Origin of the sequence: Pseudomonas fluorescens (assembly GCF_019212185.1) — a bacterium.
In the GTDB taxonomy this organism is placed as follows: domain Bacteria; phylum Pseudomonadota; class Gammaproteobacteria; order Pseudomonadales; family Pseudomonadaceae; genus Aquipseudomonas.
This window is the reverse complement of record NZ_CP078138.1, coordinates 2,300,781-2,326,470: the sequence shown is the minus strand read 5'-3', so window position 1 is coordinate 2,326,470 and position 25,690 is coordinate 2,300,781. Positions and strand designations below refer to the sequence as shown.

General features: G+C 60.4%; 24 protein-coding genes and 1 pseudogene. 12 read left to right on the top strand and 13 right to left on the bottom strand.

What is annotated here, in order from left to right:
* Window positions 1-23: 23 nt before the first annotated feature.
* Genes KW062_RS10530 through KW062_RS10520 form a run of 3 tightly spaced genes read right to left on the bottom strand, consistent with a single transcriptional unit; the run spans window position 24 to window position 2,867 of the window.
* Window positions 24-1,223: a YcaO-like family protein gene (locus KW062_RS10530; protein WP_105754721.1), complete on the bottom strand. Its 1,200-nt coding sequence runs from the start codon at window positions 1,221-1,223 to the stop codon at window positions 24-26.
* Window positions 1,210-2,013, bottom strand: a complete 804-nt coding sequence (locus tag KW062_RS10525) for a SagB/ThcOx family dehydrogenase (RefSeq protein ID WP_105754722.1) — start codon at window positions 2,011-2,013, stop codon at window positions 1,210-1,212. The genes KW062_RS10530 and KW062_RS10525 overlap by 14 nt, the downstream gene beginning before the upstream one ends.
* A complete protein-coding gene (locus KW062_RS10520; RefSeq protein WP_105754723.1) occupies window positions 2,010-2,867 on the bottom strand; it encodes an McbB family protein in 858 nt (285 codons plus the stop codon). The genes KW062_RS10525 and KW062_RS10520 overlap by 4 nt, the downstream gene beginning before the upstream one ends.
* Before the next feature lie 903 nt (window positions 2,868-3,770).
* On the opposite strand from KW062_RS10520, the gene KW062_RS10515 reads away from it, so the two are divergent.
* The 6 genes and pseudogenes from KW062_RS10515 (at window position 3,771) to KW062_RS10495 (ending at window position 11,119) form a co-directional block, all read left to right on the top strand.
* Window positions 3,771-5,093, top strand: coding sequence for a hypothetical protein (locus tag KW062_RS10515; RefSeq protein ID WP_027620601.1), 1,323 nt, complete (start codon window positions 3,771-3,773; stop codon window positions 5,091-5,093).
* 53 nt (window positions 5,094-5,146) lie between these two features.
* A pseudogene (locus KW062_RS29255) lies at window positions 5,147-6,418 on the top strand (HAMP domain-containing protein); the annotation flags it as partial.
* A 15-nt stretch (window positions 6,419-6,433) separates the two neighbouring features.
* Window positions 6,434-7,273: a methyl-accepting chemotaxis protein gene (locus tag KW062_RS29250; RefSeq protein WP_371321450.1), complete on the top strand. Its 840-nt coding sequence runs from the start codon at window positions 6,434-6,436 to the stop codon at window positions 7,271-7,273.
* Between the two features lie 227 nt (window positions 7,274-7,500).
* Window positions 7,501-8,820 (top strand): amino acid permease, encoded by a 1,320-nt coding sequence (locus tag KW062_RS10505; protein ID WP_105754725.1) that lies wholly within the window; start codon window positions 7,501-7,503, stop codon window positions 8,818-8,820.
* Complete coding sequence (locus KW062_RS10500) at window positions 8,813-10,093, top strand: aspartate aminotransferase family protein (protein WP_027620604.1); 1,281 nt, start codon at window positions 8,813-8,815, stop codon at window positions 10,091-10,093. The genes KW062_RS10505 and KW062_RS10500 overlap by 8 nt, the downstream gene beginning before the upstream one ends.
* Window positions 10,094-10,102: 9 nt before the next feature.
* Window positions 10,103-11,119 (top strand): phosphotransferase enzyme family protein, encoded by a 1,017-nt coding sequence (locus KW062_RS10495; protein WP_105754726.1) that lies wholly within the window; start codon window positions 10,103-10,105, stop codon window positions 11,117-11,119.
* A 193-nt stretch (window positions 11,120-11,312) separates the two neighbouring features.
* Here KW062_RS10495 and hpaC read toward each other — a convergent pair whose 3' ends face one another.
* A complete protein-coding gene (gene hpaC / locus KW062_RS10490; protein ID WP_027620606.1) occupies window positions 11,313-11,825 on the bottom strand; it encodes a 4-hydroxyphenylacetate 3-monooxygenase, reductase component in 513 nt (170 codons plus the stop codon).
* Window positions 11,826-12,084: 259 nt separating this feature from the next.
* Between hpaC and KW062_RS10485 the strand changes: the two genes are divergently transcribed.
* Window positions 12,085-12,714, top strand: coding sequence for a response regulator transcription factor (locus tag KW062_RS10485; RefSeq protein WP_027620607.1), 630 nt, complete (start codon window positions 12,085-12,087; stop codon window positions 12,712-12,714).
* A 150-nt stretch (window positions 12,715-12,864) separates the two neighbouring features.
* Here KW062_RS10485 and feaR read toward each other — a convergent pair whose 3' ends face one another.
* The 9 genes from feaR to KW062_RS10440 form a co-directional block, all read right to left on the bottom strand.
* Window positions 12,865-13,785 (bottom strand): transcriptional regulator FeaR, encoded by a 921-nt coding sequence (feaR, locus tag KW062_RS10480; RefSeq protein ID WP_027620608.1) that lies wholly within the window; start codon window positions 13,783-13,785, stop codon window positions 12,865-12,867.
* Between the two features lie 151 nt (window positions 13,786-13,936).
* Window positions 13,937-14,887, bottom strand: a complete 951-nt coding sequence (locus tag KW062_RS10475; RefSeq protein ID WP_027620609.1) for a PDR/VanB family oxidoreductase — start codon at window positions 14,885-14,887, stop codon at window positions 13,937-13,939.
* A gap of 95 nt (window positions 14,888-14,982) precedes the next feature.
* The gene (locus tag KW062_RS10470) at window positions 14,983-15,723 is read right to left on the bottom strand and encodes an SDR family NAD(P)-dependent oxidoreductase (protein ID WP_027620610.1); all 741 of its coding nucleotides are present in this window, start codon (window positions 15,721-15,723) and stop codon (window positions 14,983-14,985) included.
* Between the two features lie 10 nt (window positions 15,724-15,733).
* Window positions 15,734-16,234, bottom strand: a complete 501-nt coding sequence (locus KW062_RS10465) for an aromatic-ring-hydroxylating dioxygenase subunit beta (protein WP_105754727.1) — start codon at window positions 16,232-16,234, stop codon at window positions 15,734-15,736.
* On the bottom strand, window positions 16,231-17,514 hold the full coding sequence (locus KW062_RS10460; RefSeq protein WP_027620612.1) for an aromatic ring-hydroxylating oxygenase subunit alpha: 1,284 nt from the start codon (window positions 17,512-17,514) through the stop codon (window positions 16,231-16,233). Before KW062_RS10460 ends, KW062_RS10465 begins: the two co-directional genes overlap by 4 nt.
* A gap of 48 nt (window positions 17,515-17,562) precedes the next feature.
* Entirely contained in the window at window positions 17,563-18,684 is a 1,122-nt protein-coding gene (locus KW062_RS10455; RefSeq protein WP_105754728.1) for an amidase, read from the bottom strand.
* Window positions 18,681-19,151, bottom strand: a complete 471-nt coding sequence (locus KW062_RS10450; protein ID WP_105754729.1) for a nuclear transport factor 2 family protein — start codon at window positions 19,149-19,151, stop codon at window positions 18,681-18,683. The genes KW062_RS10455 and KW062_RS10450 overlap by 4 nt, the downstream gene beginning before the upstream one ends.
* A 3-nt stretch (window positions 19,152-19,154) precedes the next feature.
* Window positions 19,155-19,526 (bottom strand): hypothetical protein, encoded by a 372-nt coding sequence (locus KW062_RS10445; protein WP_027620615.1) that lies wholly within the window; start codon window positions 19,524-19,526, stop codon window positions 19,155-19,157.
* A 29-nt stretch (window positions 19,527-19,555) separates the two neighbouring features.
* The gene (locus tag KW062_RS10440; protein ID WP_105754730.1) at window positions 19,556-20,725 is read right to left on the bottom strand and encodes an acyl-CoA dehydrogenase family protein; all 1,170 of its coding nucleotides are present in this window, start codon (window positions 20,723-20,725) and stop codon (window positions 19,556-19,558) included.
* Between the two features lie 364 nt (window positions 20,726-21,089).
* On the opposite strand from KW062_RS10440, the gene KW062_RS10435 reads away from it, so the two are divergent.
* The 5 genes from KW062_RS10435 to KW062_RS10415 all read left to right on the top strand — a co-directional run bounded on the left by KW062_RS10435 (window position 21,090) and on the right by KW062_RS10415 (window position 25,604).
* A complete protein-coding gene (locus KW062_RS10435) occupies window positions 21,090-22,571 on the top strand; it encodes a sensor histidine kinase (RefSeq protein WP_027620617.1) in 1,482 nt (493 codons plus the stop codon).
* A 167-nt stretch (window positions 22,572-22,738) separates the two neighbouring features.
* Window positions 22,739-23,887, top strand: a complete 1,149-nt coding sequence (locus KW062_RS10430) for an amine dehydrogenase large subunit (RefSeq protein WP_027620618.1) — start codon at window positions 22,739-22,741, stop codon at window positions 23,885-23,887.
* A gap of 11 nt (window positions 23,888-23,898) precedes the next feature.
* Window positions 23,899-24,438, top strand: coding sequence for a MauE/DoxX family redox-associated membrane protein (locus tag KW062_RS10425; protein WP_027620619.1), 540 nt, complete (start codon window positions 23,899-23,901; stop codon window positions 24,436-24,438).
* Between the two features lie 5 nt (window positions 24,439-24,443).
* Window positions 24,444-25,064, top strand: a complete 621-nt coding sequence (mauD, locus tag KW062_RS10420; RefSeq protein WP_027620620.1) for a methylamine dehydrogenase accessory protein MauD — start codon at window positions 24,444-24,446, stop codon at window positions 25,062-25,064.
* 18 nt (window positions 25,065-25,082) lie between these two features.
* The gene (locus KW062_RS10415; protein WP_027620621.1) at window positions 25,083-25,604 is read left to right on the top strand and encodes a methylamine dehydrogenase light chain; all 522 of its coding nucleotides are present in this window, start codon (window positions 25,083-25,085) and stop codon (window positions 25,602-25,604) included.
* Window positions 25,605-25,690: the final 86 nt, after the last annotated feature.

Below are 25,690 nucleotides of genomic sequence, written 5' to 3'. Positions count from 1 at the left end.
ACACCTCATAACATTTCACCTCTTCATGGAAATGGCACCATAACTCTTCTTCGCAAATCAATTATTTCACCTGTAAAACTTCTCGAGTATTTATTAACCAGGTTTATGCCCTCCGAATTATTCATATGCAAAAACATATCAGGAGAAACAAACTTGCAGAAAAAATATAGCTCACCACTTATATCTGTTGAGTTGACGTAAAAAAAACCATCAATATTCCTCGCCTTCAACACCCCTAAAAGACCGCACCAATCAAAACCATCTGAAGAGACAGACGAACACTCGCTTTTTTTCTTAACATCAATGATCTCCTCGTAAACCGAATAACTATTACAACTCAAAAAATACCTCAGATACGAATCTTCTATATCCTCCATGCGCCCTTTTGTAGCATGGAATAAATCAACAAATCTGTAAGTTTGCCACAATTCATAGAGTGATTTTTCCATAGCTTCTAGCTGATTCTTTGCATACGACATCCCCGCACAATACTGGACATGACGCCCGATGTTTTTTTGGCCATACACGGTCAACAAGCACACACCTGGGAAACCATAATCTGAAATGTCGATGATCGTGACCTCACCTGACTTATCAAGCGCCTCAAGTAGCGCGGAAGAGCCACTTTCTTTCAGACTCGCTTTGGCCTCAGGAATCGGAACAATTCGCACGCAATCTTTCGTTAGCCAAAACTTAGCCAAAAACTGCCTTTCCAGACATTCCTTCAACGCGCCAAAAATGGCATCACTAAAACGCCAATGAAAACTGCAACCACACGTGTCTCTAAGTGGATAAATAAAATTTTCGCTTTCGATATTGTTGTAGTTCAGAGAAACACAAGCAGTTGGAATATGGCACTCAGTGAAGTTTGAAGCCCGATAGGCCCTTGTTAAATTAAAAACATGACCAAAAATCTCGCTCTTTTTCAGCCCTGACTCATTCGTTTGAGAGAATGCACCTACGAACCCCTCAACCTCCTCACTTGTAAGTGAGTAACTTAGAGTTCCCCGCACATCAGCATTAACCTCCATGTAAAAATGACGCCGTTCAAAGTACTCCCCCAGTCCAGCCTTTATGGATGAAGACCCATTTCCTATTCCGCATCCACCATTCAACCAAAGGTCCCCGACCTCAACAGAAGATGGGAAAGACAACAAACAGGATGGCTGGAAAACCATTGCGCCGGGTAACGTGGAAAAACGGCTAGAATTATAGAGAATCATGGCACTCACCAATAAAGTGTACGCACACTGGGAAGAACAGCGCTGGATTAAGACCTATAGCTTTACACAACATAGTGTCGGTATATGCCGACCAAAGCCTACAACCCAAACCGAGTTTCTTTGCCTGAAGCTCTATCAACATGTAAATAGACCCAACCTCCATCAACGCCAGCCTGTAACCTCGATACTTGTATTTAAATAATGTTTTAGGTATGTAAACGGCATAGATGATAGCGACAGGAGGCTGCCCGACCTGACCAGAAAATGACAAGATCGCCTCTTTTATATACTGCACATTCTCCGTCCCCTGCATGACCTCAAACGCACGAGAATTTGGCAGCAAATGCAAAACCTTTTCAGGACACGGCCAGCTTTCCTCGTTGTCAACCAGGGAACAAATGAATACTTCTACGGGATATAGCGCCCCACCGCTTGGATATCCCCGCTTAAAACTATCCACTCTGTTAGTCAATACCGGAGCAACCAAACTCTCCAGCAAAGAAAAACTCAAACTGCGACTGGAAAACGTATCGCACGACTCGCTCCTGGCAATGTCTGAATTGGAGTCAAAGGTAGACCGAATGGGAAACGTCAAATCAAGATCTGGATAAAGCCTCAGCTCATTCCCGGTTAGTATCGAAAGTGATTTGTCGTCTATATTATGCAATCGACTGACATGCTTGAATGCGTCATGTATGGTGTAATTGCCTTTCGAATGAAAATCAAGAACCTCCTCATGCACCATCGAGCTCATGAACTTTAAATAATAGTCATGGGGTATATGCTTCATTTCTGCCCCCTCAAGCAATCACACATATACCAGTGAGACGTCGTCACCTCCTTGACGAAGTCCCCATTCAAATCGATATAAGTATCTTGCAGTAAATTATCTTGATACCGCCACCCCTCGGCGTTGCCGGCCACCCACCTTACCTTCTTGACAACCGCACCGATAATCATTGCTCGCTGCAACGCACTAAGCGACTCACTCGGAACAGCAATGTGCTTGTCCATGCAAAATTTTAAAAGCTTCGACCAAGAGTTTTCACTCCGATGGTAAGCCTCGTAGTTCAATACTCTATCCACACTACAAAAATGACATGGATTACCAACCACAGGCATATAAGGCTGACTTATGCAATATGCATTTCCCGCACGATAACAAACACTGATCGCGCTTTCAGGCGCAATCCTTGCCAAATCAAAATAAACATCTTTAATACACTCATAATTATAATTCATGCACATAATAACTATGTAATTTCTTTTACCTGCAAGCTCCCCCCGAGACAAACCATTTATAGTGCACACATCCAAACTTTCATGCACTTCACTTCTCAGTAACTTTTCCAGATCTCCGCAATCGCCCCAATCATGGGCGATTACACTTCCCTCAAAGTACAACCGATCGTAACTTTCTTTTATGGGAATGACCTTTTCCAAAAAATCGAACGCAACGATCGGATTCAGTCCATATTCCGAGAGAATTTCTTCGAGCTCAACTTTTGAAATCACCTTATAGCTCTTCAACTTGGCAAGTACCGCCAGTAAAGGTGGCGAAGAGACTCTAGACACGCCACACTTGGATACCACCAAGCTATCCGCGTTAAAATTAAGTATTTCATAACTCGGCAAAGTCAGCATATGTACCCCTTTGCGCAGCTTCTCTGGTCGACACCAGAGAAGCCATACGCAGTAAATATTAACGATTATCAGAGGCTTGATTATCTATTGAGTTACCTCCACTACCGCCGCTGCCCCCACTACCGCCCTTACAACCCCCTCCACCTCCGCACCCACCGCTACCACCGCATCCACCTTGACTTCCGGAGCCGCCGGCGACGTGAGTACCTGAACCAAAATCAAACTCATCACCCAGATAAAGAACCTCTCCAAGACATTCGCTATTCATTAGAAATCACCTTCTGTTTAGAGAAATAGCCACTCGAAATAAGTGACACTTTCTTTTTTAGTGAAACTTTAAGCTGCCTGCAATTTTTAATTTTCAAACTGTAGGAAACGTCTTCCACCTCAAAAGGCCAACCCCTACAACAATTACGGAAGTACTTTGGGCCTTGTCCGTATCGAAAATTTACGCATTTCATAAGTTATTTCGAAACGCTTGAAATAAAAAATAAAATCAGCAGTAGAACTAAACAAAACGATGTTTTTTATGCCACTCAAATGTAGGAATTTGTAGGAAGCTTCTTCCATGATTGCTCACTGAGCTCTCAACTAAACCTTATAGATATTTAGTTTTGCGACGAACGGTACGTTGGAACTCGCCCCACGTTCCGCCCCGCAGACGAGCCTCTCACCTTTGAAAATTCACTAAGGTGGCAGCTGAAATATTGAAAAAGATCTCCTCTACTCGAGCTTCTCGCCGGACAACGAAGGCGTCATAAGGGACACGAAGCAGGCGCGGATCGAAATCTGGCATGCACAACCAACTAATTGGCAAACAGGGACAAGGGCAGGGAAAAGTCGCGCCTTAGTATCTAAAAAGACCGCAAACCCACGCTCAAGAATAAGAACGGATGCCTCACCATGCTCAAGTCTCCCCTGTTTCGTCTCTCGACCCTCGCGCTGTTGATCGGTGCCGGCCAGGCCAATGCCTATGAGCTGTACGGCAACGACGACGGTCATTTGAACGCCACCCTCGAAGCAGCGTTCGGGATCTTCCACAGCCAGGAAAACTACGCCCCATCCGGCCGCCTCAGCGAAGGTTCCTCGTCGTGGCGCGAGGGCTACATCAAGTACGGTTTGAGTTTCGACAAGGGCCTGGCGGGTGCGGGCACCGGTTACGGCGCCGCCAACCTGCTGAGTTCCGGCACCTGGGGTGACGGCGATGCGGCTGGCTTCAGCGATGGCTCGGAGCGTACCACCAAGTTTGAAGACGCTTACCTCGGCTGGCGCTCGGACGAGCTGTTCGCGCCATTGGGCAAGGACGGTGTCGACCTGTCCTTCGGTCGCCAGAACATCGCGATCGGTGACGGCTTCCTGATCAATGGCGACGCCCTGAACATCGGCAAGGGCTTGGCCGATGGAGAGTTCAACCGTGGCGGTTCGTACTACCTGGCGGCACGCAAGGCGTTCGACGAAACCGCCGTGTTGCGCCTCGGTGGCAAGGAAGGCTGGCGCAGCGACCTGATGTGGCTCAAATCCAACAACCGCGCCCAGGCCATGACAGAAATGTACGCCGGCACCCTGGAGCACGTGGCCGAAGCCGGCACCGTGGGCCTGACCTACATCAAGACCACCGACATCGACGAACAGTACGCCTCGCCGCTGCAACTGGAACGCGACGGCATGCAGACCTACAGCCTGCGCGCCACCGGCAATGCCGGGGTCAAGGACCTGTTCCTCTCCGGCGAATATGCCGAGCAGGACAAGCCCCACGCCAGCAACGAAGACGCCTGGTACCTGGAAGCCGGCTGGACCTTCTCCGCCGCGCCCTGGACGCCGTATGTCAGCTACCGCTACAGCCGCTTCTCGGAAAACTACGACACCCTGTTCTACGGCATGAGCCGTGGCTACGGCACCTGGTTCCAGGGCGAAGTGGCAGGCAACTACGCCGGGCCATTCAACAACAATTCGCGGATCCAGAACGTTGGCCTGAAAGTCTCGCCGCTGGAGAATCTCAACCTCGGTGCGCTGTACTTCAACTACGACACTATCGACCGCAACCTGGGCAACACCGACGGCCACGAAGTCGACCTGTATGCCGAATGGCACGTCAACGACCACTTGACTGTGATGCCGCTGGTGGGCTTCTACCAGCCGGACAAGAGCTTCGACAACGGCGGCACGCAACTGGGTAACAACAACCAGAACGTCTACGGCCAACTGCTGTTCGTCACTGGTTTCTAACGGCCGCCGGGGCGGCGGCGCGGCCGTTGCCCCCGTGCAAAAAGGGATTTGCCATGCGCCTCAACCTTCTGACGATCCGTCGCAAGATCACCCTCCTCGCCGGGCTCTGCCTGATGCTGGTGGTGGCATTGCTGATGGGCTTGTCGCTGTACCAGACTCACCAGAGCAGCCAGCAGGTGGCCACGGCCAGCGGCGAGATGCTGGCCAAGGCCGCCCGGGAGCACATGCAGGCGCTGGGCAACGTGCAAGCCATGCACGTGCAACGCACCTTCATGCAGACCCACGAATACGGCCAGGGCCTGTCCCGCTATCTGCTGTACCTGCGACAACTGCAACAGCAGGGCCGCCTGGACCGCGCGCAACTGCGCCAGGAGCTGAGTAGCCAGTTGCACCAAGCCTTGATCGACAAGCCCGACCTGCTCGGGCTTTATGTCATTTTCGAGGCCGACGCCCTCGATGGCGGCGATGCTGGCTTTGCTGGTCAGGCCGAACTGGGCAGCAACGAAACCGGACGCTTTGCCCTGTACTGGGTACAAGGCAAACCCGGGGAACTGCAAGCGGTGATCGGCGACGAAGGCCTGCTCGCCAACACCGCGCCCGGTCCCAGCGGCGCCCCTTACAACGCGTTCTACACCTGCGCTCGCGACAGCCGTCAGGCCTGTGTGCTGGAGCCGTATTTTGACGAAGCCTCGGGCACTCGCAAGCTGGTGACCAGCATTGCCTTCCCTCTGCTGGAAAACGGCAAGGTGATCGCCGTGGTCGGCCTCGACATCAACCTCGCCGCGCTGCAACAGAACACCGAGGCCAGCGCCCGGCAGTTGTTCGACGGCAACGGCCAAATCAGCATCATCAGCCCACGCGGGGTGATTTCCGCCAACAGCCAGGACGCCAGCCGTCTTGGTCAGACGATGGACAATCGCGAACTGCAGGAAAGCCTGCGTCAGGGTCAAGCGACCGTGCTGGTCGATGCCCAACAGATCAAGGTGCTGGAACCTTTGGCGCCGATTCCAGGGGCTGCGCCATGGGGTGTGCTGGTGGGTGTGCCGCAGAGCGTCTTGCTGGCGCCGGTCATCAGCTTGCGCACCGCCCTCGACGATCAAGCGGTGAAAAGCACCGGACTCGAGTTGCTGTTGGGCGGCGGTTCGGCGTTGCTCGGCCTCTTGTTGATCGGCTACACCGCGCAGCGCATCACTCGCCCCCTGCAAGAGCTGACGCGGGTGATGGAGGACATTTCTCTCGGCGAAGGCGACCTGACCCGCCGTCTGCACGTGCAATCGCGGGATGAAATTGGTCAGTTGGCGACGGCCTTCAATCGTTTTGTCGAACGTATTCATCAGTCGATGCGCGAAGTGTCATCGGCGGCCCAGGGCGTTAAAGCCGGAGCGCAGCGGGTGCTGCAAGCGTCGAACTCGTCGCTGGAGAATTTCGATGATCAGTCCAGCCGCACCAGCAGCGTCGCCGCCGCGATCAATCAGTTGGGCGCCGCGGCCCAGGAGATTGCGCGCAATGCCTGCGACGCCTCCCATCAGGCATCCAACGCGCGCCAACAAGCCGAGGACGGGCGCCAGGTGGTGCAGCGCACCATCGAGGTGATGCACGAGTTATCGGGCAAGATCAGCGCTTCGTGCGCCAACATCGAGGTACTCAATGACAAGACCGTGGACATCGGGCAGATCCTCGAAGTGATCAAGGGCATCTCCCAGCAGACCAATCTGCTGGCGCTCAACGCCGCGATCGAGGCCGCGCGGGCCGGGGAAGCCGGCCGTGGCTTTGCGGTGGTCGCCGACGAAGTACGCAGCCTGGCCGGACGCACCCAAACCTCGGCGCTGGAGATTCAGCAGATGATCGAGGCCTTGCAGATCGGCGCACAGCAATCGGTCGCGACCATGACCGAGAGCCAGCAGCACAGCGAAGAAAGCGTGAGCATCGCCAACCTCGCGGGCACGCGCCTGGGCAGCGTCACCCAGCGCATCGGCGAGATCGACAACGTCAATCAGTCGGTGGCTGCTGCGACCGAGGAGCAGACGGCGGTGGTCGAGGCGCTGAATGTTGACATCATCCAGATCAACACCCTCAACCAGCAGGGGGTGGAGAACCTGCAAGCGACGTTGCGCGCCTGTAGCGAGCTGGAACAACAGGCCGGGCGGTTGAATCAGTTGGTGGGGAATTTTCGGATCTGAAGCATGACCGGCGGTGGCGGTGTGTCAGGCTCACAGCCACCGCCGCGGTGCACCGTGCCGATAAGCCTTCCAATCCTGGCACCCACAACCAACCACCTGGCACGCACGCTAATAACCCGCACCACAGCCCCGACGTAGTATCCAGTCAGCCCTCCACCCGAGGGCGCTGAACCCTTCTTTCCCCATTAAAAAACAACAAATCGACCTTCGGGTTGCGGGAGACGCTTGTGCTCAAGAAAAGTGCGTTGGGCTGGCCAAAGATTGCCGGCCTCGGCATTGCGTTGGTGGTGGCTGGGCAGTTTTCCGGCTGGAACTTTGGCCTGATGGCCGGCGGCTGGATGAACATGCTGATCGCCACCTTATTGATGGCCTTGCTCTGCGGCGGACTGGCGTTGTGCGTGGCCGAACTTTCCACGGCCTTGCCCAGTGCCGGCGGGGTATTCGTCTATGCGCAGAGTGCGTTCGGACCGTTCGTGGGTTACCTGGTGGGCGTCGCCTGCGCATTGGCGCTGACCATCGGCACCGGCGCTGCGGCAACCTTCATCTGCGCCTACACCGAATCGATCTTCGGCCTCGGCGGCTGGCCGGTGAAAATCGCCCTGTTTGCGGTGATCCTCGGTATTCACATGCGTGGCGTCGGCGAGGCCATGGGCCTGACCTTCATTGCCGGGGTGATCGCGGTCGTCGCCCTGCTGACCTTCGGCGTGGCCATGGCGCCCCATGTCGAACTGCGCAACTTGCTGAGCTTGCCGGCCAACGTCGCCACCCCGGTCAGCCTCGGCGGCATCTTCGCCTGCGTGCCGTTTGCGATCTGGCTGTTCATCACCGTCGAGCAAACCGGTTCCGCCGCCGAAGAGGCGCACAACCCTGGGCGCAGCATGCCACGAGGCATTCTCGCGGCGATCGGCACCTTGCTGGTGACTGCGCTGGTGGTGTTGGTTTGCGCCCCGGGTGCCGGCGGTGTCGAGCTGGTGGGTTCGGCGGGCGATCCGCTGTACGCCGCGATGTCCGGCAACAGCGCGTTCGGCGATGACTCGTGGCTGGCCAAAGTGATTGGCTGCGGCGCAGTGTTCGGTTTGATCGCCACATTCTTTTCACTGGTCTACGCCGCCTCCCGGCAAGTGTTCGCCATGGCCCGCGACGGTCTGTTCCCGCAGTGGCTGGGCAAGACCGGCCAACGCGGCACGCCGTACCCGGCGCTGTTGCTGATCGGCACCATCGGCCTGCCGCTGTCGGCGGTCGACCCGGCCACCGTGATGCTCGCCGTGGTGCTGCTGCTCAACGTCTGCTACCTGCTGATTTTCGCCGCCTACCTGCACATCAAGCGCAATCAACCCGAGCTTGAACGGCCCTTCATCTTGCCCGGCGGCAAGCTGGTTGCGTGGTTCGGCCTGGCCCTGACCCTGGTGGTGATCGCCGCCTGCTTCCAACTCGATTTCAAAATGCTGATCGCCCTCGCCGCGATGTTCAGCCTGTGCATCCTCAATTTCCTGTTGCGCAACCGTGCGCCAACCGCTGCCCTGGAGACCCCCGACCATGCTGCCTGAACCGACTTTGCTGCAACGCCGCCATCGCGTGCTGGGCAGCGCCTCGCCGCTGTTCTACGACAAGCCCCTGCACCTGGTGCGCGGTGAGGGCGTGTGGCTATTCGACGTCGACGGCCGACGCTACCTCGACGTCTACAACAACGTGCCCTGCGTGGGTCACTGCAACCCCCACGTGGTCGAGGCCATGCATCGCCAGGCGACGACCCTGAACATCCACACCCGCTACCTCGACGAGCAAGTGGTGCGTTACGCCGAGCGCCTGACCGCCACATTCGACGAGCCGCTGGACACTGCGATGTTCACCTGCACCGGCAGCGAAGCCAACGAACTGGCCCTGCGCCTGGCACGCTTTGCCAGCGGCGGCACGGGGATTATCGTCAGCGACTACAACTACCACGGCAACTCGGCCTCGCTGGCCGAAGTCACTACCGCCCTGCCCTCGCCGGAACCCTTCGCCGCCCACGCCCGCGCCGTGCCGATCCCGTGCCTGTACCGGGCGCCGGCCGGCACCACTGAGGAACAACTGGCCGAGCAGTACGCCGCGAACATCGCCGCCGCCATTGCTTCGCTGCAGGCCCAAGGCATCCGCCCCGCCGCGCTGCTGATCGACACTCTGTTCGCCAACGAAGGCTTGCCGAGGGTCCCGGCCAGCTTCGTCAACAAGGCCGCAGCGCTGATCCGCGCAGCCGGCGGGCTGTTTATCGCCGATGAAGTGCAATCCGGTTTCGGCCGCACCGGCGATCACCTGTGGGGGCATCAGGCCCATGGCGTGGTGCCGGACATCGTCACCCTGGGCAAACCCATGGGTAACGGTTACCCACTGGCCGGCCTGATCACCCACAAGGCGCTGGTCGAGTCGTTTGGCCGTCACGCCATGTACTTCAACACCTTCGGCGGCTCACCGGTGGCGGCTGCGGTCGGCATGGCGGTTCTGGATGTGATCGAACAGCAACAACTGCTGCACAACGCCCAGAGTGTCGGCGGCTATGTGCAGCAACGCCTGCAGTCCATGGCGCAGAAGCACTCGATCATCGGCGACGTGCGTGGCAAGGGGCTGTTCTTTGCCATGGAGTTGGTGCGCGATCACCACAGCAAGGAACCGGCCGGGCTGGAGGCACGCAAGGTGGTCAACGACATGCGCGACAACGGCGTGCTAATCAGCAAGATCGGCGCCGGCGACAACATTCTCAAACTGCGTCCGCCGCTGGTGTTCGGCCGCGAGCACGCCGACCTGTTCGTCAGCACCCTGGATAACGCGCTCAGCGCGATTTGAGGCCCGCCCATGACTGCATTCCACACCCTGCCCCATGACCAGCAAGTCGCCCATCTGCACGATCTGGCCCGCCACGCCCTGCAACACTGGGACGGCGAATTCGCCGAGATCGAGCTGGTGAAGTTCCGCGAGAACGCGGTGTTCTCGGCGCGCCGCGACGACGGTCAGCGCGTCGCCCTGCGCATTCATCGCAACGGTTATCACTGCGCCGCGGCGTTGCGCTCCGAGTTGCTGTGGATGGACGCGTTGGCGGGCGCCGGCATCACCGTGCCGCAGATCATTCGCGCCCAGAACCAGAGCCATTTGATCGAAGTCACCCACCAGGCCATTGGCGAATCACGCCACATCGACATGCTCGCGTGGCTACCGGGCGCCACCGCCGGTACCTCGGAAAACGGCGTGCAGGCCGAGACCGAAATCAATTTCCTGTTCAACGAAGCCGGGGCACTGGCGGCGCGTATTCACCTGCACTCGGCGCAATGGCAGCAGCCGGACGAGTTTGTTCGGCATGCCTGGGACGAAGAAGGCTTGATCGGCGCCAACCCGTTCTGGGGGCGTTTCTGGGAGCTGGGGCAACTCAGCGCCGAGCAACGCGATTTACTGCAAGAGGCTCGGCGCGCGGCGCGTCGGGACTTGCGCCAGTACGGTCGGCACCTGGGCAATTTCGGCATGATCCACGCCGACCTGGTCCCGGAAAACCTGCTGATCGAAGGCCCGCGCCTGCGCCTGATCGACTTCGACGATGCCGGCTTTGGCTGGCACATGTTCGAGCTGGCAACCGCACTGTACTTCTGCCTCGACGATCCGCGTTATGAGCAGATCAAGGCGGCGCTCCTCGACGGCTACCATGCGGTCAAGCCACTGACCGCGGCCGACCGCCAGACCCTGGCGCTGTTCCTGATGCTGCGCGGCACCACCTACCTGGGCTGGATTCACACCCGCCAGGGCACGCCGACGGCGATTGAAATGGCACCGATGCTGATTGACCGGGCGTGCCGGTTGGCGCGGGAATATTTGCGGGTTTGATCCATCGATATCGGGCAATCTCGCTCCCACAATGTCGGCCACACAGGCATTCAACTGTAGGAGCGAGCCTGCTCGCGATGGCGGAGTGTCAGGCGACAGCGATATTGAATGTAACGGCCTCATCGCGAGCAGGCTCGCTCCCACAATGGATCTGTGCCGCACAGAATTCCCTGTGGGAGCGGGCTTGACGCTCTCAGCAATGCGCCCCGGCATGCTCCAAGCGGTGGAACAGGCGGTTGAAGTACACCAGGCTGTCGCGCGGTTCGCGCACGCCGACTTTGGTCAGTTCGACGAACATCACCGAGTGCGAACCAACTTCCTTGCACTCGCTGATCCGCCCTTCGAGCTGCACCAGCGCGTCACGCAGCACCGGCACGTCGCTGGCGCCGTCGTCCCACAGGTCCCAGGCAAAGCGCTCGGCCATTGGCACCTGAGTCATCCCGGCAAAGTGCCGAGCCAGCTCTTCCTGTTCGCCGCACAGCACGTTGACGCACAGATGGCCGTTGGTGCGGAACACGTCGTGGGTGGCGCTGTTGCGGTTGACGCAGACCAACACCGTGGGCGGCGAGTCGGTGACCGAACACACCGCGCTGGCAGTAATGCCGCAGCGTCCGCCAGGGCCATTGGTGGTGATGATGTTCACCGCCGCGGGCAGTTGCGCCATGGCGTTGCGGAAGTCGATTTGCTGCTGGCTCAAGTTGGCCATGTCGATGCCCCTCCTCTCAGGAGAGCCGCTGTCTTGCGGCCCGTAGGTGATGGAACAAGACTACGGCGATGGCCACGGCGCGACCATTCTGACGAATCCCATGCCAGGGTTGGCTTTCCGCTAGTCGACTAGGTGGTTTCTTTATCGCATGGGCCGCTGACAGCGGTTATTCTGCTGACTGGCTGCACTCGATCAGCCAACGCTCGCTGCGCGTGCCCGCAGACGACAACAATAAATAGAAAATACCGTGGCCGTCCCGATGGAAACCCGCAAACCGATTGTTTATATCGTTGATGACGACAAAGACCTGCGCACTTCGCTGGCCTGGTTGCTCGAGTCCGTCAGTGTCCAGGCGCAGTGCTTTGCCGGCGCCGAAGAGTTCCTCAACCAATACGACCCCAAGCAGCCCGCCTGCCTGGTGCTCGACGTGCGCATGCCGGAAACCAGCGGCTTCCAGCTGCAGGAAATCCTCAACCAGCGTGGCAGCAGCCTGCCGACCATCTTCGTCTCGGCCCATGGCGACATTCCGATGTCGGTGGCAGCGATGAAAAACGGCGCGCTGGATTTCGTCGAGAAGCCCTACAACCCGCAGCAGATGATCGACCGCATCCAGACCGCGCTGAAGACCGCCGTGCACGCCCAGGCCGATCAGGCGCAGCGTCAGCACATGCAAGGCAAGCTGGCACTGCTGACCGCCCGTGAGCGTGAGGTATTGATGCTGGTGATCGATGGCAAGGCCAGCAAAGTCATCGCCCGCGAGCTGGACATCAGCGTCAAGACAGTTGATGTGCACCGGACCAAGATCAAGGAAAAGATGGGCGTGAGCAGCATCGCCATGCTGGTGCGCGAGGTGCTGCATTTGCCGGTTGAGGAGCCGGGGAGGCATTGAGTTTTTTGGGGGCCTTAAGGTCCCCTACGCGAGCAGCGGAGCGCCGCCCGGGCTGCTCCCACAGGGATTCTCGTTGCACACAGGATTTGTGTTCTCAGGAGATCCAGTGTGGGAGCGAGCCTGCTCGCGAAGGGGCCAGTAGCCTCACCTTCAACCCTGGCTATAGCGCTTGCGATAAGCCCCCGGCGACACGCCGAAGCGCGATTTGAACGCCGACGAGAAATAGCTGGAATCCGAGAACCCCCAGGCATAACACAGCGCCGAGAGTTTCTGCTCGCCGTCGGCACTGCGCAGGTTTTCCGCGCAGAAATCCAGGCGCCGATGCTTGATGTACTGCGCCACCACCAGGCCGCGCTTGGAGAACATCCGGTACAGACCGCGCACAGACACCCCCACTTCACGGGCAATCAGTTCCGGGCACAACTCCTCGTCACCTAGATGGGCATCAATGAACGCGATGATCTTGCGGAACTGCCGTTCGTGCGGGTCGGCAGCGCTGTCGCGGGCGCTGATGCCCGGTAACAACAGGCTGGCAAGGGCATCCAGCACCGCCTCGCTTTCCTGCATTTCCAGGCCTTCCTGTTGGCAGGTATCGAGCACCAGCTTGTTGGCCAGGGCTGCCAGCGGGGTGCTGGCCGACAGGCGCGTGGCGCAGTTGACGCTGTTCAAGTGGGAGCCACGTTCGAGCACCTGGCGCGGCAGGATCAGCGATAGCTGGCGCGAATCCTCGTGATAGATCATGTCGCTGGGCCGGCTGGCGTCAATCAGGGCGATGTCGCCACAGCCGAGCAAGGCGCGGTTGTCGCCCTGCTCCAACTGCGAACTGCCGCGCATCTGGAACACCGCATAGTAGTGGCCGTCGCTGCTGGTGCTGACGTCCTTGCTGGTGCGGTACAGGTGCACGTGGGCCATGTCGACCACGCTGAGGTTGATCGCACCGCTGTGAAATTCCGTCAGTTCGCCGTAGAAGTCACTGTCCAGCGCCCGGGCATCGAAACGCCCACAGGCCTGGTTCACCTGGCTCAACCAACTTTCGAACGCCTCATTGCGCACCGTCGATGCTGTAATCATGATCGCAAGGCCTCAGGTCTTTTGTTGTTATTGTCGACCGCTTCAGCGAGCGGTTCGGTCACACGGTTATTGCTCTGGCCATCGCCTCCCTCGATGGCCGCCGGGCGCCTATTCAACAGGCTCCGGCGTTGGCTTTCCAGCCTTCCCTGAATTAGATATCCAATACCAGACGAGCGGAAAGTGCCCGGGAAACACAGGCGCAGATCTGCTTGTTGGAGGCCTTCTCCTTGTTCGACAGGCAGTTGTCGCGATGCTCCGGCACGCCGTCGAGCACGTCGACGATGCAAGTGCCGCAGATGCCTTCGCGGCACTCGGTGTCGATGTCGCAGCCGTGGGCTTGCAGCACATCGACCAGACTGCTGTTGGCTGGCACTTGCAGGACCACCCCGGAACTGGCCAGCTCCACCTCGAAAGTCCCGGCTGGCGCACTGTTGGCGGCCGGGTCGGCGGCGAAGTGTTCGAGGTGAATCGCGTCGTCGCTACGTGTGCGCGCGGCCACTTCCACCACTTTGTTCATGAACGGCGCCGGGCCACAGGTGTAAACGTGGGCGGCGAGACTGGCGCGGTCCAGGCAGGCGCTCAGGGCGCCATCCAGGTCGGCCGGCTCGATGCCGTAGTGGAACTCGACGTGGTTGGCAAACTCGCTGGCCAACAGTTCGGCAAAGGCTGCGTACTGCGCCGAGCGGGCGAAGTAATGCAGGCGATAGGACTGACCGCTTTGCGCCAGTCGATAGGCCATGCTCAGCAGCGGCGTGACGCCGATTCCGGCCGCGAACAGCACATGCTCGAGAGCGCTTTCATCAAGGCGGAACAGGTTGCGTGGCGCGCCCATCTCCAGCTCCATGCCTTCCTGCACCTGCTCGTGCAAGGCCAGGGAACCGCCACGCGATTGCGCTTCTTTTTTCACCGCTACCAGGTAGGCGCGGCGGTCCTGCGGCGGACTGCACAGCGAATACTGGCGGGTCACCCCGGTCGGACCGGTCAGGTCGACGTGGGCACCCGGCTCATAGGTGTCGAGCGGCTGGCCGTCACTGCGCACGAGGCGAAAGGAACGGATATCCAGCGCTTCGTCGACGATCCTTTCGATCTTCACCTTCATCATTGCGTCACCTGAATCGTTTTGTTTTTTGTCTGTGACCCTCTGTGGGAGCGAGCCTGCTCGCTCCCACAAGGGCCGTGTTCCTGAGTTAACGGGGATCAGCGCATGAACAAGCCGCCGTTGACGTCCAGGCACGCGCCCGTCACCGAGGTCGCGTTATCGGCGATCAGCAGCAGCACGCTGTCGGCGATGAACTCGGGATTACCGAGGGAGCCGGTCGGGATCATTTTCAAGATCTGTTCCAGGCGCTCCGGCGCTACCGATTCACGAACCACCGGCAAGTCTTGCGGACCGGGCGAGATGCTGTTGACGGTCACGCCTTGCGGCGCCAGTTCGCGGGCGAAGACTTTGGTCAGGGTCGCCACGCCGCCCTTGGCCGCCGCGTAATGTGCGCCGGTGGCGGTGCCGCCGTTCTGCCCGGCCAGGGAGGCGATGTTGACGATGCGCCCGAAGCCACGCTCGGCGAAATGCGCGCCAAACACCTGGCAGGCGACAAACGTGCCGCGCAGGTTGATCGCCATCGACTCGTCGAACTCTTCCGGAGTGATCTCCATCAGCGCTGCCACCTTCGACACGCCGGCGTTGTTCACCAGAATGTCGGTGCCGCCCCAGCGTTCGCTGAGCAGGTCGCGGGCACGTTGAAAGTCCGCCTTGTTGCGCACATCCAGCTCGATAGCGACAGCCGTGGCGCCGCTGCTGTCCAGCTCGGCAGCCAGTTGCTGCACGCCATCGACGCGCACATCGGCCAGGCCGACGCGATAACCCGCTGCGTGCAAGCGGCGGGCGATGCACTCACCCAATCCGCGGGAGGCGCCGGTGATCAATGCGACTCGACTCATGATGCAGTCCTCACAGCAGGAAGCCGAGCGCGCTCAGGCTGTCGGTGGAGTTGATCAGCCGTACCACTTTGCGCTCCAGCGACGGCACGCCATCGGTGAAGCGGATGCGGTGGTTGAGGTCGGCCACGAACGGCGTGTGCACCCCACGTTTGTAGGCGTACAGCACCTGCGCCGAGTTGACTTCGACGATATCGCCAGCGGCTTCCACCAGGCGGAAACGCGAGACTGTGCGGATGGTTTTCGCCGCGTCCACCGCCGACGGCGAGTAACCGGCGGTCAGGCGTTCGATGCGCAAGTCACGCATGCGCGCATCGTCGTAGGCGTAGTTGAGGGTCGCCTCGAAATCTTCGGTGTCGGGGTCGATCGGAATGATGTATTTACCGCTGTCGCTCCACAGGGTCGCCCACTCGGCGTAGTGCTTGTGATCGAGCAGCTCGGCTTCGCGCCAGATGAATTCGATGGCCTGGGCCAGCGGGCCGGTGAAACCGTTCAAGGTGTCGTGATTGCTCATTGGCTCATCATCCTTTTCCACATGTCGTAGGCACCGCGCATGCCGCCTTCGTCGGTGGCGTGGCTGACTTTGTCGCCGTTCTCAGCGGTGATTTCCCGATTCAGGCCACGGTTGACCAGGATCGGCGCGTCGACGCCGGCATACGAGCCGCGCTGCACGCGGTCCCAGGCTTCGGCGTCGTCAGGGCTGCCGAAACCGAACGGGCCCTGGAAGTGTTCGTGGATGCGCATGCGTTCGCGGTTGGCGATTTCCGGGCCGCCGTCCATGCCCAGGGCAACGTGACGGATCTCGGTTTCGGTGACCGACACCGGGCGCAGCACACGGAAGAACGACATCGACATGGCCACGTTGGGGAACAGGTTCAAGTTGAACCCGGCGCCGTGCAGGGAGCGCACGATGCGCCGGACCTGATCGGCCGGCATGCTTTTCGACAGCTCTTCAGTGACGTGGGCAAAGCGCTCCTGCAACTGCTCGGTGCCGTCGTCGTGATCGAGGTCGACGTGCTCCGGGACCATCACCATGACGCTATGGCCGTTGCCCAGGGAGTGGGTCACGGCTTGTTCGTCGGTCATGAACGAGAGCATTTCCGAGGTCTCTTCATCCACCGACGACATGAACGACTTGTGCACGATCGGGAAGTGATAACCGTCGGTGGTGTTTTCCAGCTGGATCTTCCAGTTGCCCTTGAAGCTGAACTTGTGTTCGCCCTGGGTCTTGATCGGGTAGCCGGCGCCCTGCTTCATGAACAGGTCCATCCAGTGCCTGGCACCACCGAGGAAATCTTCCAGCGGCTCGATCTCGTCGTTGTAGCTGGCGAAGATCATGCCGGCGTAGCTTTCGACGCGCAGGCTGGTCAGCGGCAGTTCGGACTTTTCGAGGATGCCTTCATAGCCGTCCGGATACGGCAGCGCGCGCAGCTTGCCGTCCAGGCCATAGGACCAACTGTGGTACGGGCAGGTGAAACCGGTGGCATTGCCCTTGTGCTTCTCGCACACGGTGGCGCCACGGTGACGGCAGCGGTTTTCCAGAACATTAATGTTGTTCTTTTTATCGCGCACCACGATCACCGGACGACGGCCGATGGTCGCGGTCTTGAAGTCGCCGCTGTTACGCACTTCGCTTTCGTGGGCAACCCACACCCAGGTGCGGTAGAAAATCTTTTCCAGCTCGGCTTCAAAGAGCGCCGGATCGTTGTACAGCGAAACGTCGACGCGGTCGTGCTGGACCAGCTGTTCGGGGCTTCTCGACGTCGCGATCAGCGGGTATTCATGAATGCTCATGCGGTTCTCCTCATGGCTTGTTTTTATGATGAGTGTTGATCCCGGGGGCTAACCGAGCATGCTCTGTTGCAGTTGCGCACCGAAGGCGCAGACCTGTTCGTCCTGCCCCTTGCGCCCGACGATCTGCAGGCCGACTTTCAGCCCGCCGCAGTCCAGTTCCACCGGCACCGTCAGTGCCGGGTGACCGCTCAAATTGAACGGCCGCACCAGCGGCGTCATGCCGGCTACAGCCTTGCTGCCGGCGCGGGCGTCGCTGACGGTCGGCGGCAGGCTGGGCAGTGTTGGCAAGAGCAATACGGCAAAATCTTCAAGCGCCTCATCCACTTGCCGGGTGAAGCGCGCACGTACGGCTTCGGCTTCGGCCAGGTCCTGACGCGAGGTACGGCTGGCCGCCAGCAAACGGGTTTCGACGTCGGCACCGATCAGGCCTTTGCCGGTCAGGTGACCGAACGCGGCCCAGTTTTCAAAATTGATCACCGTCAGCCCGGCGACGAATGCCGCTTCGAATTCGCTCAACTGCAGGTGGCTGCGCCGCCATCCGGCACGGTCCGCAGCGGCGCCGAGGCTGGCTTGCAAATGGGCGTCGCAAGCAACGTCGAGAAAACCGACTTTGGCGCCATCGCCGGGCAGGCCTTGCACGTTGAAGCCCGGGCAGATCACCTGCATCGCGGCGATCAGATCGTCCATGGATCTGGCGAACGGCCCGACGCAATCGAGGCTCGATTCCAATGGGTGAGCACCGACCCGGCTGACCCGCCCATAAGTCGGCTTCAAACCGGCAACCCCGCAGCACGCCGCCGGCACGCGCACCGAACCACCGGTGTCGGTGCCAATGGCGATGTCCGCCAGGCCTGCGGCAACCGCTGCGGCCGAACCGCTGGAAGAACCGCCCGGCACCCGGTCAGGGGCTTGTGGGTTGATCGGGGTGCCGGTCCAGTCGTTGATCCCGGTGACGCCGAACGCCAGTTCGTGCAGGTTGGTCTTGCCGACAATCTGCCAGCCAGCGTCGAGGATCGCGTCGACGACTTCGGCGTTCTTGGTCGCCGGGGCAGCCTCGGCAAACGCGCGGCTACCGGAACGGGTCGGGTGTCCGGCAATGTCGATCGAGTCCTTTATCGCCACGCGCTTGCCGTTGCCACCGAGGAGGAATTCGCTGATGAAGGTACTCATGGTCGCAGCTCCAGGTTCAACAGGCGCTGGGTGCGGAAATGGGCGATCAGCCAAGCACCGTTGACGCAGCGAAAATCAATGTTCAACCGGGTGCCGAACAGCTCGTTGCGGCCATCGGCGTAGGTGGAAATCTGCTGCATGATCCACTGCCCCTGCGCGCCTTCGCCGTCGACCACAATCGACTCGCTGGTGAGGTAATGCAGGTTCAGCTGGAAGTGATCGGACGGCGGCAGGTAACCCGCAACAAACGCCGCGATCGCCTCGCGTCCTCGGTGCTGGCCGAAGGTCTGCGCGGTCTGGGTGCCGAGGCCTTCCCAGATCGCGTCCTCGGTGAACAGTTGTGCCAGGTCGCGGGCCTCGACCGGCGCCCGCGGCACATCGCACAGGTCCATGTAGCGCGCCATCAGGCGGCGCACTGCACTTTCCCCTTCGAGCGTCGCCAGACGCTGCAGCAAGGCCTCGTTCATGGCTTACACCTTGGCCGCGTCAGGGATGGTCAGCGGACGGCCGATGCGCGCTTCGACCTTGGCGTAGCGCCACAGGCTGTATTCGTTGACCGGCGTGGTGCGGAACAGGTTGCAGGCGTCGATCACCGTCTGGTGGCAGTCGACGTCGGCCATGATGTACACGGTCCAGGGCGAGGTGGTGGACGGGCCGACCATCAGGCGGTCGTCATCCATGGCGCCGAGCACGGTGATGCCAGGCATCGCGCCGAGGTCGCCCATCATTTTGCTGAAGCCTTTCCAGACGCTCAGGCCTTCGCCGGTGGGCAGGTCGAAAAAGTTCTGGGTGATGCCGATGCAGAAGACGACGCGCAACGGTTCCTGGGTAGCTTGGGACATGACAGTGATCCTTGAATGAGTGAGAAAAATCAGATGTAGCCCGGGAACGGCTGGACGCCGAGGAACACCGAGCCGGCGCCGTCGTAAAGGCCTTCACTGAGGAAGGCGTGCTGGGTCACCACCATCGAATCGCGCAGGTAGCGTTGCAGCGGATGGCGCAGGTAAATCGCGGTGGTCCCGGCCAAGCTGTAGGCGCTCTGCACCACGGCAGCGCCGGCCTGGGACACGTGAATCGCTGACAGACGCAGCAGGCTGGTCTGCTCTGCGGTGACCGGATTGCCGGCCAAAATCGAGTTCCACACCTGTTCGGTCGCACCGTAGAAGAACGAGCGTGCGGCGCTGAGGGTGGCTTCGGCCTTGGCGACTTCGATGCGCACGTAGGCACGGTCAGCCAGTTTCGGCGCGCCGGTGATGCCGCCGCCGTTGGCCATGCGGCTGATTTCGTCGAGGGCGGCGCGGGCCAGGCCGAGGTTGACCACGGCCAGTACTTGCGCGGCGTAGGCAATCGAGGGGTAGCGGAACAGCGGCTCGTCGATGGTCGCAGCGCCGCCACGAATGAAGGTCCAGCGGTCTTCGACGAATTGTTCGCTGACGCGCAGGTCATGGCTGCCGGTGCCTTTGAGGCCGACCACGTCCCAGTTTTCGATGATCTCGACCTGGCTGGCCGGGAACACTGCGGTGCGAGGCTTGCCACCGGCGGCGCTGGCGCCAATGCCGACACCGAGCAAGTCCGCGCCCTTGCAGCCGCTGGCGAATTTCCAGGTGCCGTTGACCTGCCAGCCGCCTTCGACCACCTGCGCCGGCTGCAGCGGGAACAGGCCGCCGGCGAATACCAGGTCCGGGCTGTCGGCGTAGAGTTCGGCGAGGGTTTCCGGGGGCAATGCAGCCAGGTAGACACCGGCGCTGCCGAAGCTGGCGACCCAACCGGCCGAGCCGTCGGCTTCGGAGATGCGTTCGATCATCTGCAGGAACAGGCCCGGCGCCAGGGCGTCGCCGCCGAAGCATTTCGGCGTGGCAGCACGGTAGATGCCGACCTGCTTGAAGCGCTCGATCATGTCCCGAGGCACGTGGGACAGGGCGTCGAACTCTTCACGACGCTCACGCACCTCGGCCAGCACCTGCTGAAACAACTGACTGTCGAGCATCGGCTCGACCGGATCGGAAACCGGATCTTGTAGGACGACAGCTGAGCGCAGCATGGGCGAATTCTCCGTTGTGCTTATTGTTAGAGGGCTCTGCGCCGTTCCCTGTAGGAGCGAGCCTGCTCGCGAAAAACCTCCAGACGGCGCGTCCAATCAGACAGGACGCGTTATCGTTGACGATCATCGCGAGCAGGCTCGTTCCTACAGGTCAAAAGTCACGGCAGGTGCGGATACCCTTGCATTGCGGTCCAGTGTAAAAACCCCGCCCACGCCCAACTATTGGTGCGTGCAGCCCCCCACCTAAAGAAAACCCCTAGTGCGACAGCGGTTACCTCTGAGCGCATCCCCATGCGCGAGCGGGTATAAAACGCCATACTTGGGCCACACTCGGCCGGAACCCGCTGCTGCGAAGGGCTGCGCGATGTATTTGCCAAAACCGAACGACTTTTATGCGCTGATCGAAGCCATGCCGCTGTGCATCATTCTTCATGACGCGCACACCAAGGAGATCCTCTGGGCCAACGCTGCGGCCCTGGCGGCGCTGGGCTTTACTCTGGAAGAACTGACCCCGCTGAAAGCCCCGGACATGACCCGCGACGCGCCGAAGTACCGGCGCTCCGTTGGCCTGCGCTGGCTGGAAGGCGCCGCACGCACCGGGCAACGTGCCATCGAGTGGTGCTATCGCTCCAAGCAGGGCGTGGAGATTCTGTCCGAGGCGGTGGCGACCCTGGTCCACCTGGACGGCCGCGATGTGCTGATGGTGCAATTCCGCGACATCTCCAAAGAAGACAAGGTCAAGCGCGACCTCAAGCGCTTCGAAAGCCGGCTCAAGGCTTTTATGCAGGATCTGGCCGAGGGCGTGGCGGTGCTCGGGCCGCAGGGTGATATCCGTTTTATCAGCGACTCCGGCGCCCACTTGCTCCACGGCGAAGAACAGCATCTATTGGGCGAAAACTTCCTCGCCTGGTGCGACGAGACTTCGCGCCAACGCCTGCTGCAGCAACTGAGCAATGTGTCGCCGGAACACGCCCCCTTCGCCGTGCACTATCGGGTGCAACGGCGCGACGGTGAATGGCGCTGGCATGACGCGACCTGCCGCTATATCGAAATCGAGGACGACCTGGCCGGCCACCTGCTGCTGTTCCGCGACGTCACCGAGCAGGTGCAGGCCGAAGAAGCACGGCGCCTCAGTGAACAAAAACTCGAATACCTGGCACGCTACAACGCCATGGGCGAAATGGCGGTGGCGATTGCCCACGAACTCAGTCAGCCACTGGCCGCGACCCGCAACTTTATCGAAGGTGCGGTGATTCGCCTGGGCGCCAGCGCCGCCACCGACCAGGGCGTCACCTGGGGTTTACAGAGCGCCGTACGGCAAATCGAGCATGCCTCGGTGATCATCAAGAGCGTGCGCGACTACGTGGTCAAGCTGGAGCAGAGCGAGGAGCAGGTCGACCTCAATGAGCTGCTGGGCGAAACCCAGTACTTCATCAGCCTGCGTGCCGACCCGAGCCGGGTCCGCGTGGAAATCGTCCCCTCGCCCACGCCGCTGCGGGTCAGTTGCGAAAAAGTGCTGATCGGCCAGGTCATCCTCAACCTGGCCTTCAACGCCATCGAAGAAATGGCCGACCTGCCAATCGAACGGCGGCTGTTGCGTATCCATGCCAGCCAGGACCAGGGCGTGGCATTGGTGCGAATCGAAGACAGTGGCCGAGGCATCCAGGCCCAGGCGCAGGAGAAGCTGTTCGACGGCTTTTTCTCGTCCAAGGTCAGCGGCAACGGCATCGGCCTGGCGCTGTGCAAGAACATCATCGGCCGTCATCGGGGCGATATCTGGGCGCAAAACCTCGAGCCGTGCGGCGCGGTGTTCAGCTTCTCCCTGCCGCTTTCAGCCCCGCGCTGAGCCCGTCCTGTCAGGCGCTTATGCCGGTTTGATGACACTGGCACAGACACACAAACACTTGGCAGGCAGGGCAATTCTCCCGCCGGCGGCGCGGACTAGAATCAAACCGTGAAAATCTGCCAAAGCACCCGCGATCCGCGTTACCAACAATTCAGGAAGTTCCCCTTATGCGAACAAACAGGATCTCCGTACAGTCAGCGCTAGGCCTGAGCCTGCTTGTACTCGGTTTGAACAGTGCCCGCGCTGATCTGCCGCCGGACACCATTGGCCAGACTGTGCTGGCATTCCCCCCGGAAGCGCACCGCGCGTTCGTAGTCGATGTCGAGTTCGAAAGCTTCGTCGCGGGCCGCGTGACCGTGGTCGACCCGGACCAGAAACGCGTGCTGGGCATGGTGCCGACCGGTTTCGCCGCGCCGTCGACCTTGAGCCATGACAAGAAGACCCTCTACAGCGCCGACATCTGGTATTCCCGTGGCACCCGTGGCGTGCGCACCGACGTGCTGACCGCCTGGGACAGCTCGACCCTGTCGCCAGCCTGGGAAGTACTGATCCCGAACAAGCGCGCCGAGTCGCTGACCCAGCGCTACGGGCTGAAGACCAGCGGCGACGACAAGTTCGTCTACGTCTACAACTTCACCCCGTCGACCTCGGTGACTGTGGTCGATACCCAGGCCAAGGCAGTGGCGACGGAAATCGCGATCCCCGGCTGCGTGCTCAACTACCCGGTGGGCAACCGCCGCTTCGCCTCGCTGTGCGGCGACGGCAGCCTGCAGGTGGTGACCCTCAACGACCAGGGCCAGGAAACCGCCCGCAGCCGCACGCCGTTCTTCGACCCGAACGCAGAAAGACTGGTGGAGCGCGCGGTCAACGTCGGCGACACCTACTACTTCACCACCACGACCGGCACTGTGCGCCCGGTGGATTTCGCCGGTGATGCACCGAAGATTCTGCCGTCCTGGTCGCTGGTGTCCGAGGAAGAGAAGAAGGCCGGCTGGGCCCCGGGCGGCTGGCAGCTGATGGCCGTGGCGCCTAAGCTGGATCGTCTGTACGTGCTGATGCACGACGCCCACGAACCAATGAAATGGGAAGACCCGAGCACGCTGATCTGGGCGTTCGATCTCAAGACCCACAAAAAGGTCGGCACCCTGGAAGCGCCGGTTCCGGTATGGAGCATGCAAGCCACTGGCGACGACAAACCGCTGCTGCTCGGCGCCGACGTGGAAGGCGGTCTGCAGATCTTTGACCTGAAGACCAACACACACACTGGCAGCATGGCCAAGGTCGCAAAAACCGCGACTCAGGTCATGAGTTACTAAGAGGTTCGGCCATGCACATCGATCCGATCTTCATCATTGCCAGCGCCATCGCCATCGCGGTGTTGCTGGCCAGTGCCGCGACCCACAAGGTCCGTGCACCGGCACGCTTCGCCCGGCAACTGGCGGATTACCAACTGCTGCCCCAGGCGCTGGTGCGTCCAAGTGCACGCCTGGTTCCGGTAGTGGAGCTGGGCATTGCCTTCGCCCTGCTGGTGCCGGTCAGCCGTAGCTGGGCCGCACTCGCGGCGGCTGGCTTGCTGGCGCTGTACGCCGCCGCCATCGGTATCAACCTGTGGCGCGGTCGTGCCGACATCGACTGCGGTTGCGCCGGGCCTGACCAGGCCCAGCCATTGCGTCCGGTGTTGCTGGCGCGCAACAGCGCGCTGGTGGCCCTGGCGTTGCTGGCCAGCGTGGCACCGGTGGCCCGCGACCTGACCCTGTTCGACGGTTTCGTGACCCTCGCCGCTGCCGCTGTCGCGCTGCTGATCTACGCCGCCGCCGATGGCTTGCTGGCGAACTCCCCTCTTCTGCTCAAATTGATTGGTAGGTAATCAAAATGGAAGGCTTGATCGTTTCCAACATTCTGCTCTGGGTTTTATTGGTGGCCGTGGCGTTCGTCGTCATGGGCCTGGTTCGTCAGATCGGTGTCCTCCATGGACGCCTGGCGCCAGCCGGCGCGCTGATGGTCGACAAAGGCGTGGCGGTCAATGAACAGGCACCGCAAATCACTGCCAGCGACCGCAAGGGCCGCCCGGTGAACTTCGGTTATGCCGGCGAGAAATCGCAACTGTTGTTCTTCCTCTCGCCGACCTGCCCGATCTGCAAGTCGCTGCTGCCGGCGATCAAGTCTATCGCCAAGGAACAGGCTGGCACCCTCGACGTGGTGTTCGTCAGCGATGGCGACATGGACGCCCAGCAAGCGCTGATCCGCGAGCACAAACTCGAAGACGCCACCTACGTGGTCGGCCCGGAAGTCGGCATGACGTATCAGATCGGCAAACTGCCGTACGCCGCGCTGATCGACAAGGCCGGCACCCTGCGCGCCAAAGGCCTGGTCAACTCCCGCGAGCACCTGGACAGCCTGTTCGAGGTCGAGCACCTGAAACACGCCACCCTGCAGCAGTACCTCAACGCGCAGCCCCACGACCATGACCACGGCCACGGCCATAGCCACTGATAAGGCAGGGAGACCTTTATGAAACTGCTGGATCTGTTGTTTGAGCGCTCCACCCGCCGTGTCGCCGACACCACCTCGCGGCGCAAATTGCTGTCGCGCATGGGCTCGCTGATGGTCGCCGGTGCCGCCCTGCCCCTGCTGCTGCCACTGGATCGCACCAGCAAGGCGCTGGCCGCCACCGACCCGAAAGCCGGTGACCCGGGCGATCCGAACAGCTGCGACTACTGGCGCTACTGCTCCATCGACGGTTTCCTGTGCAGCTGCTGCGGCGGTTCGGTGACGTCCTGCCCACCTGGCACCGAAGCCTCGCAAGTGACCTGGATCGGCACCTGCCGCAACCCGGCCGACGGCAAGGACTACATCATTTCCTACAACGACTGCTGTGGTAAGCAAAGCTGCGCCCAGTGCGCCTGCACCCGCAACGACAGTGAAGAACCGGCCTACCGCCCGTTCAACAACAACGATGTGAACTGGTGCCTGGCCGCCAAATCCCACATCTACCACTGCACCGTCTCGATCATCCGCGGCGTCGCCGTTTAAACCTGCTCGTTTCGCCGGGAGCGCCTGCTCCCGGCTTTTTTTTCAGTCCTGCATTGTTTTTTATTGGCTACACAGACCTGGGGTTT

What these genes read in the sequence shown, in the direction of transcription:
- KW062_RS29250 (WP_371321450.1), top strand. Translation starts at nt 6,434, where the DNA reads ATGCGCGAAGTGTCATCGGCGGCCCAGGGCGTTAAAGCCGGAGCGCAG.
- KW062_RS10530 (WP_105754721.1), bottom strand. Translation starts at nt 1,223, where the DNA reads ATGATTCTCTATAATTCTAGCCGTTTTTCCACGTTACCCGGCGCAATG.
- KW062_RS10415 (WP_027620621.1), top strand. Translation starts at nt 25,083, where the DNA reads ATGAAACTGCTGGATCTGTTGTTTGAGCGCTCCACCCGCCGTGTCGCC.
- KW062_RS10430 (WP_027620618.1), top strand. Translation starts at nt 22,739, where the DNA reads ATGCGAACAAACAGGATCTCCGTACAGTCAGCGCTAGGCCTGAGCCTG.
- hpaC (WP_027620606.1), bottom strand. Translation starts at nt 11,825, where the DNA reads ATGGCCAACTTGAGCCAGCAGCAAATCGACTTCCGCAACGCCATGGCG.
- KW062_RS10525 (WP_105754722.1), bottom strand. Translation starts at nt 2,013, where the DNA reads ATGAAGCATATACCCCATGACTATTATTTAAAGTTCATGAGCTCGATG.
- KW062_RS10445 (WP_027620615.1), bottom strand. Translation starts at nt 19,526, where the DNA reads ATGTCCCAAGCTACCCAGGAACCGTTGCGCGTCGTCTTCTGCATCGGC.
- KW062_RS10475 (WP_027620609.1), bottom strand. Translation starts at nt 14,887, where the DNA reads ATGATGAAGGTGAAGATCGAAAGGATCGTCGACGAAGCGCTGGATATC.
- KW062_RS10515 (WP_027620601.1), top strand. Translation starts at nt 3,771, where the DNA reads ATGCTCAAGTCTCCCCTGTTTCGTCTCTCGACCCTCGCGCTGTTGATC.
- KW062_RS10465 (WP_105754727.1), bottom strand. Translation starts at nt 16,234, where the DNA reads ATGAGCAATCACGACACCTTGAACGGTTTCACCGGCCCGCTGGCCCAG.
- KW062_RS10520 (WP_105754723.1), bottom strand. Translation starts at nt 2,867, where the DNA reads ATGCTGACTTTGCCGAGTTATGAAATACTTAATTTTAACGCGGATAGC.
- KW062_RS10425 (WP_027620619.1), top strand. Translation starts at nt 23,899, where the DNA reads ATGCACATCGATCCGATCTTCATCATTGCCAGCGCCATCGCCATCGCG.
- KW062_RS10440 (WP_105754730.1), bottom strand. Translation starts at nt 20,725, where the DNA reads ATGCTGCGCTCAGCTGTCGTCCTACAAGATCCGGTTTCCGATCCGGTC.
- KW062_RS10495 (WP_105754726.1), top strand. Translation starts at nt 10,103, where the DNA reads ATGACTGCATTCCACACCCTGCCCCATGACCAGCAAGTCGCCCATCTG.
- KW062_RS10455 (WP_105754728.1), bottom strand. Translation starts at nt 18,684, where the DNA reads ATGAGTACCTTCATCAGCGAATTCCTCCTCGGTGGCAACGGCAAGCGC.
- mauD (WP_027620620.1), top strand. Translation starts at nt 24,444, where the DNA reads ATGGAAGGCTTGATCGTTTCCAACATTCTGCTCTGGGTTTTATTGGTG.
- KW062_RS10450 (WP_105754729.1), bottom strand. Translation starts at nt 19,151, where the DNA reads ATGAACGAGGCCTTGCTGCAGCGTCTGGCGACGCTCGAAGGGGAAAGT.
- KW062_RS10485 (WP_027620607.1), top strand. Translation starts at nt 12,085, where the DNA reads ATGGAAACCCGCAAACCGATTGTTTATATCGTTGATGACGACAAAGAC.
- KW062_RS10470 (WP_027620610.1), bottom strand. Translation starts at nt 15,723, where the DNA reads ATGAGTCGAGTCGCATTGATCACCGGCGCCTCCCGCGGATTGGGTGAG.
- feaR (WP_027620608.1), bottom strand. Translation starts at nt 13,785, where the DNA reads ATGATTACAGCATCGACGGTGCGCAATGAGGCGTTCGAAAGTTGGTTG.
- KW062_RS10460 (WP_027620612.1), bottom strand. Translation starts at nt 17,514, where the DNA reads ATGAGCATTCATGAATACCCGCTGATCGCGACGTCGAGAAGCCCCGAA.
- KW062_RS10435 (WP_027620617.1), top strand. Translation starts at nt 21,090, where the DNA reads ATGTATTTGCCAAAACCGAACGACTTTTATGCGCTGATCGAAGCCATG.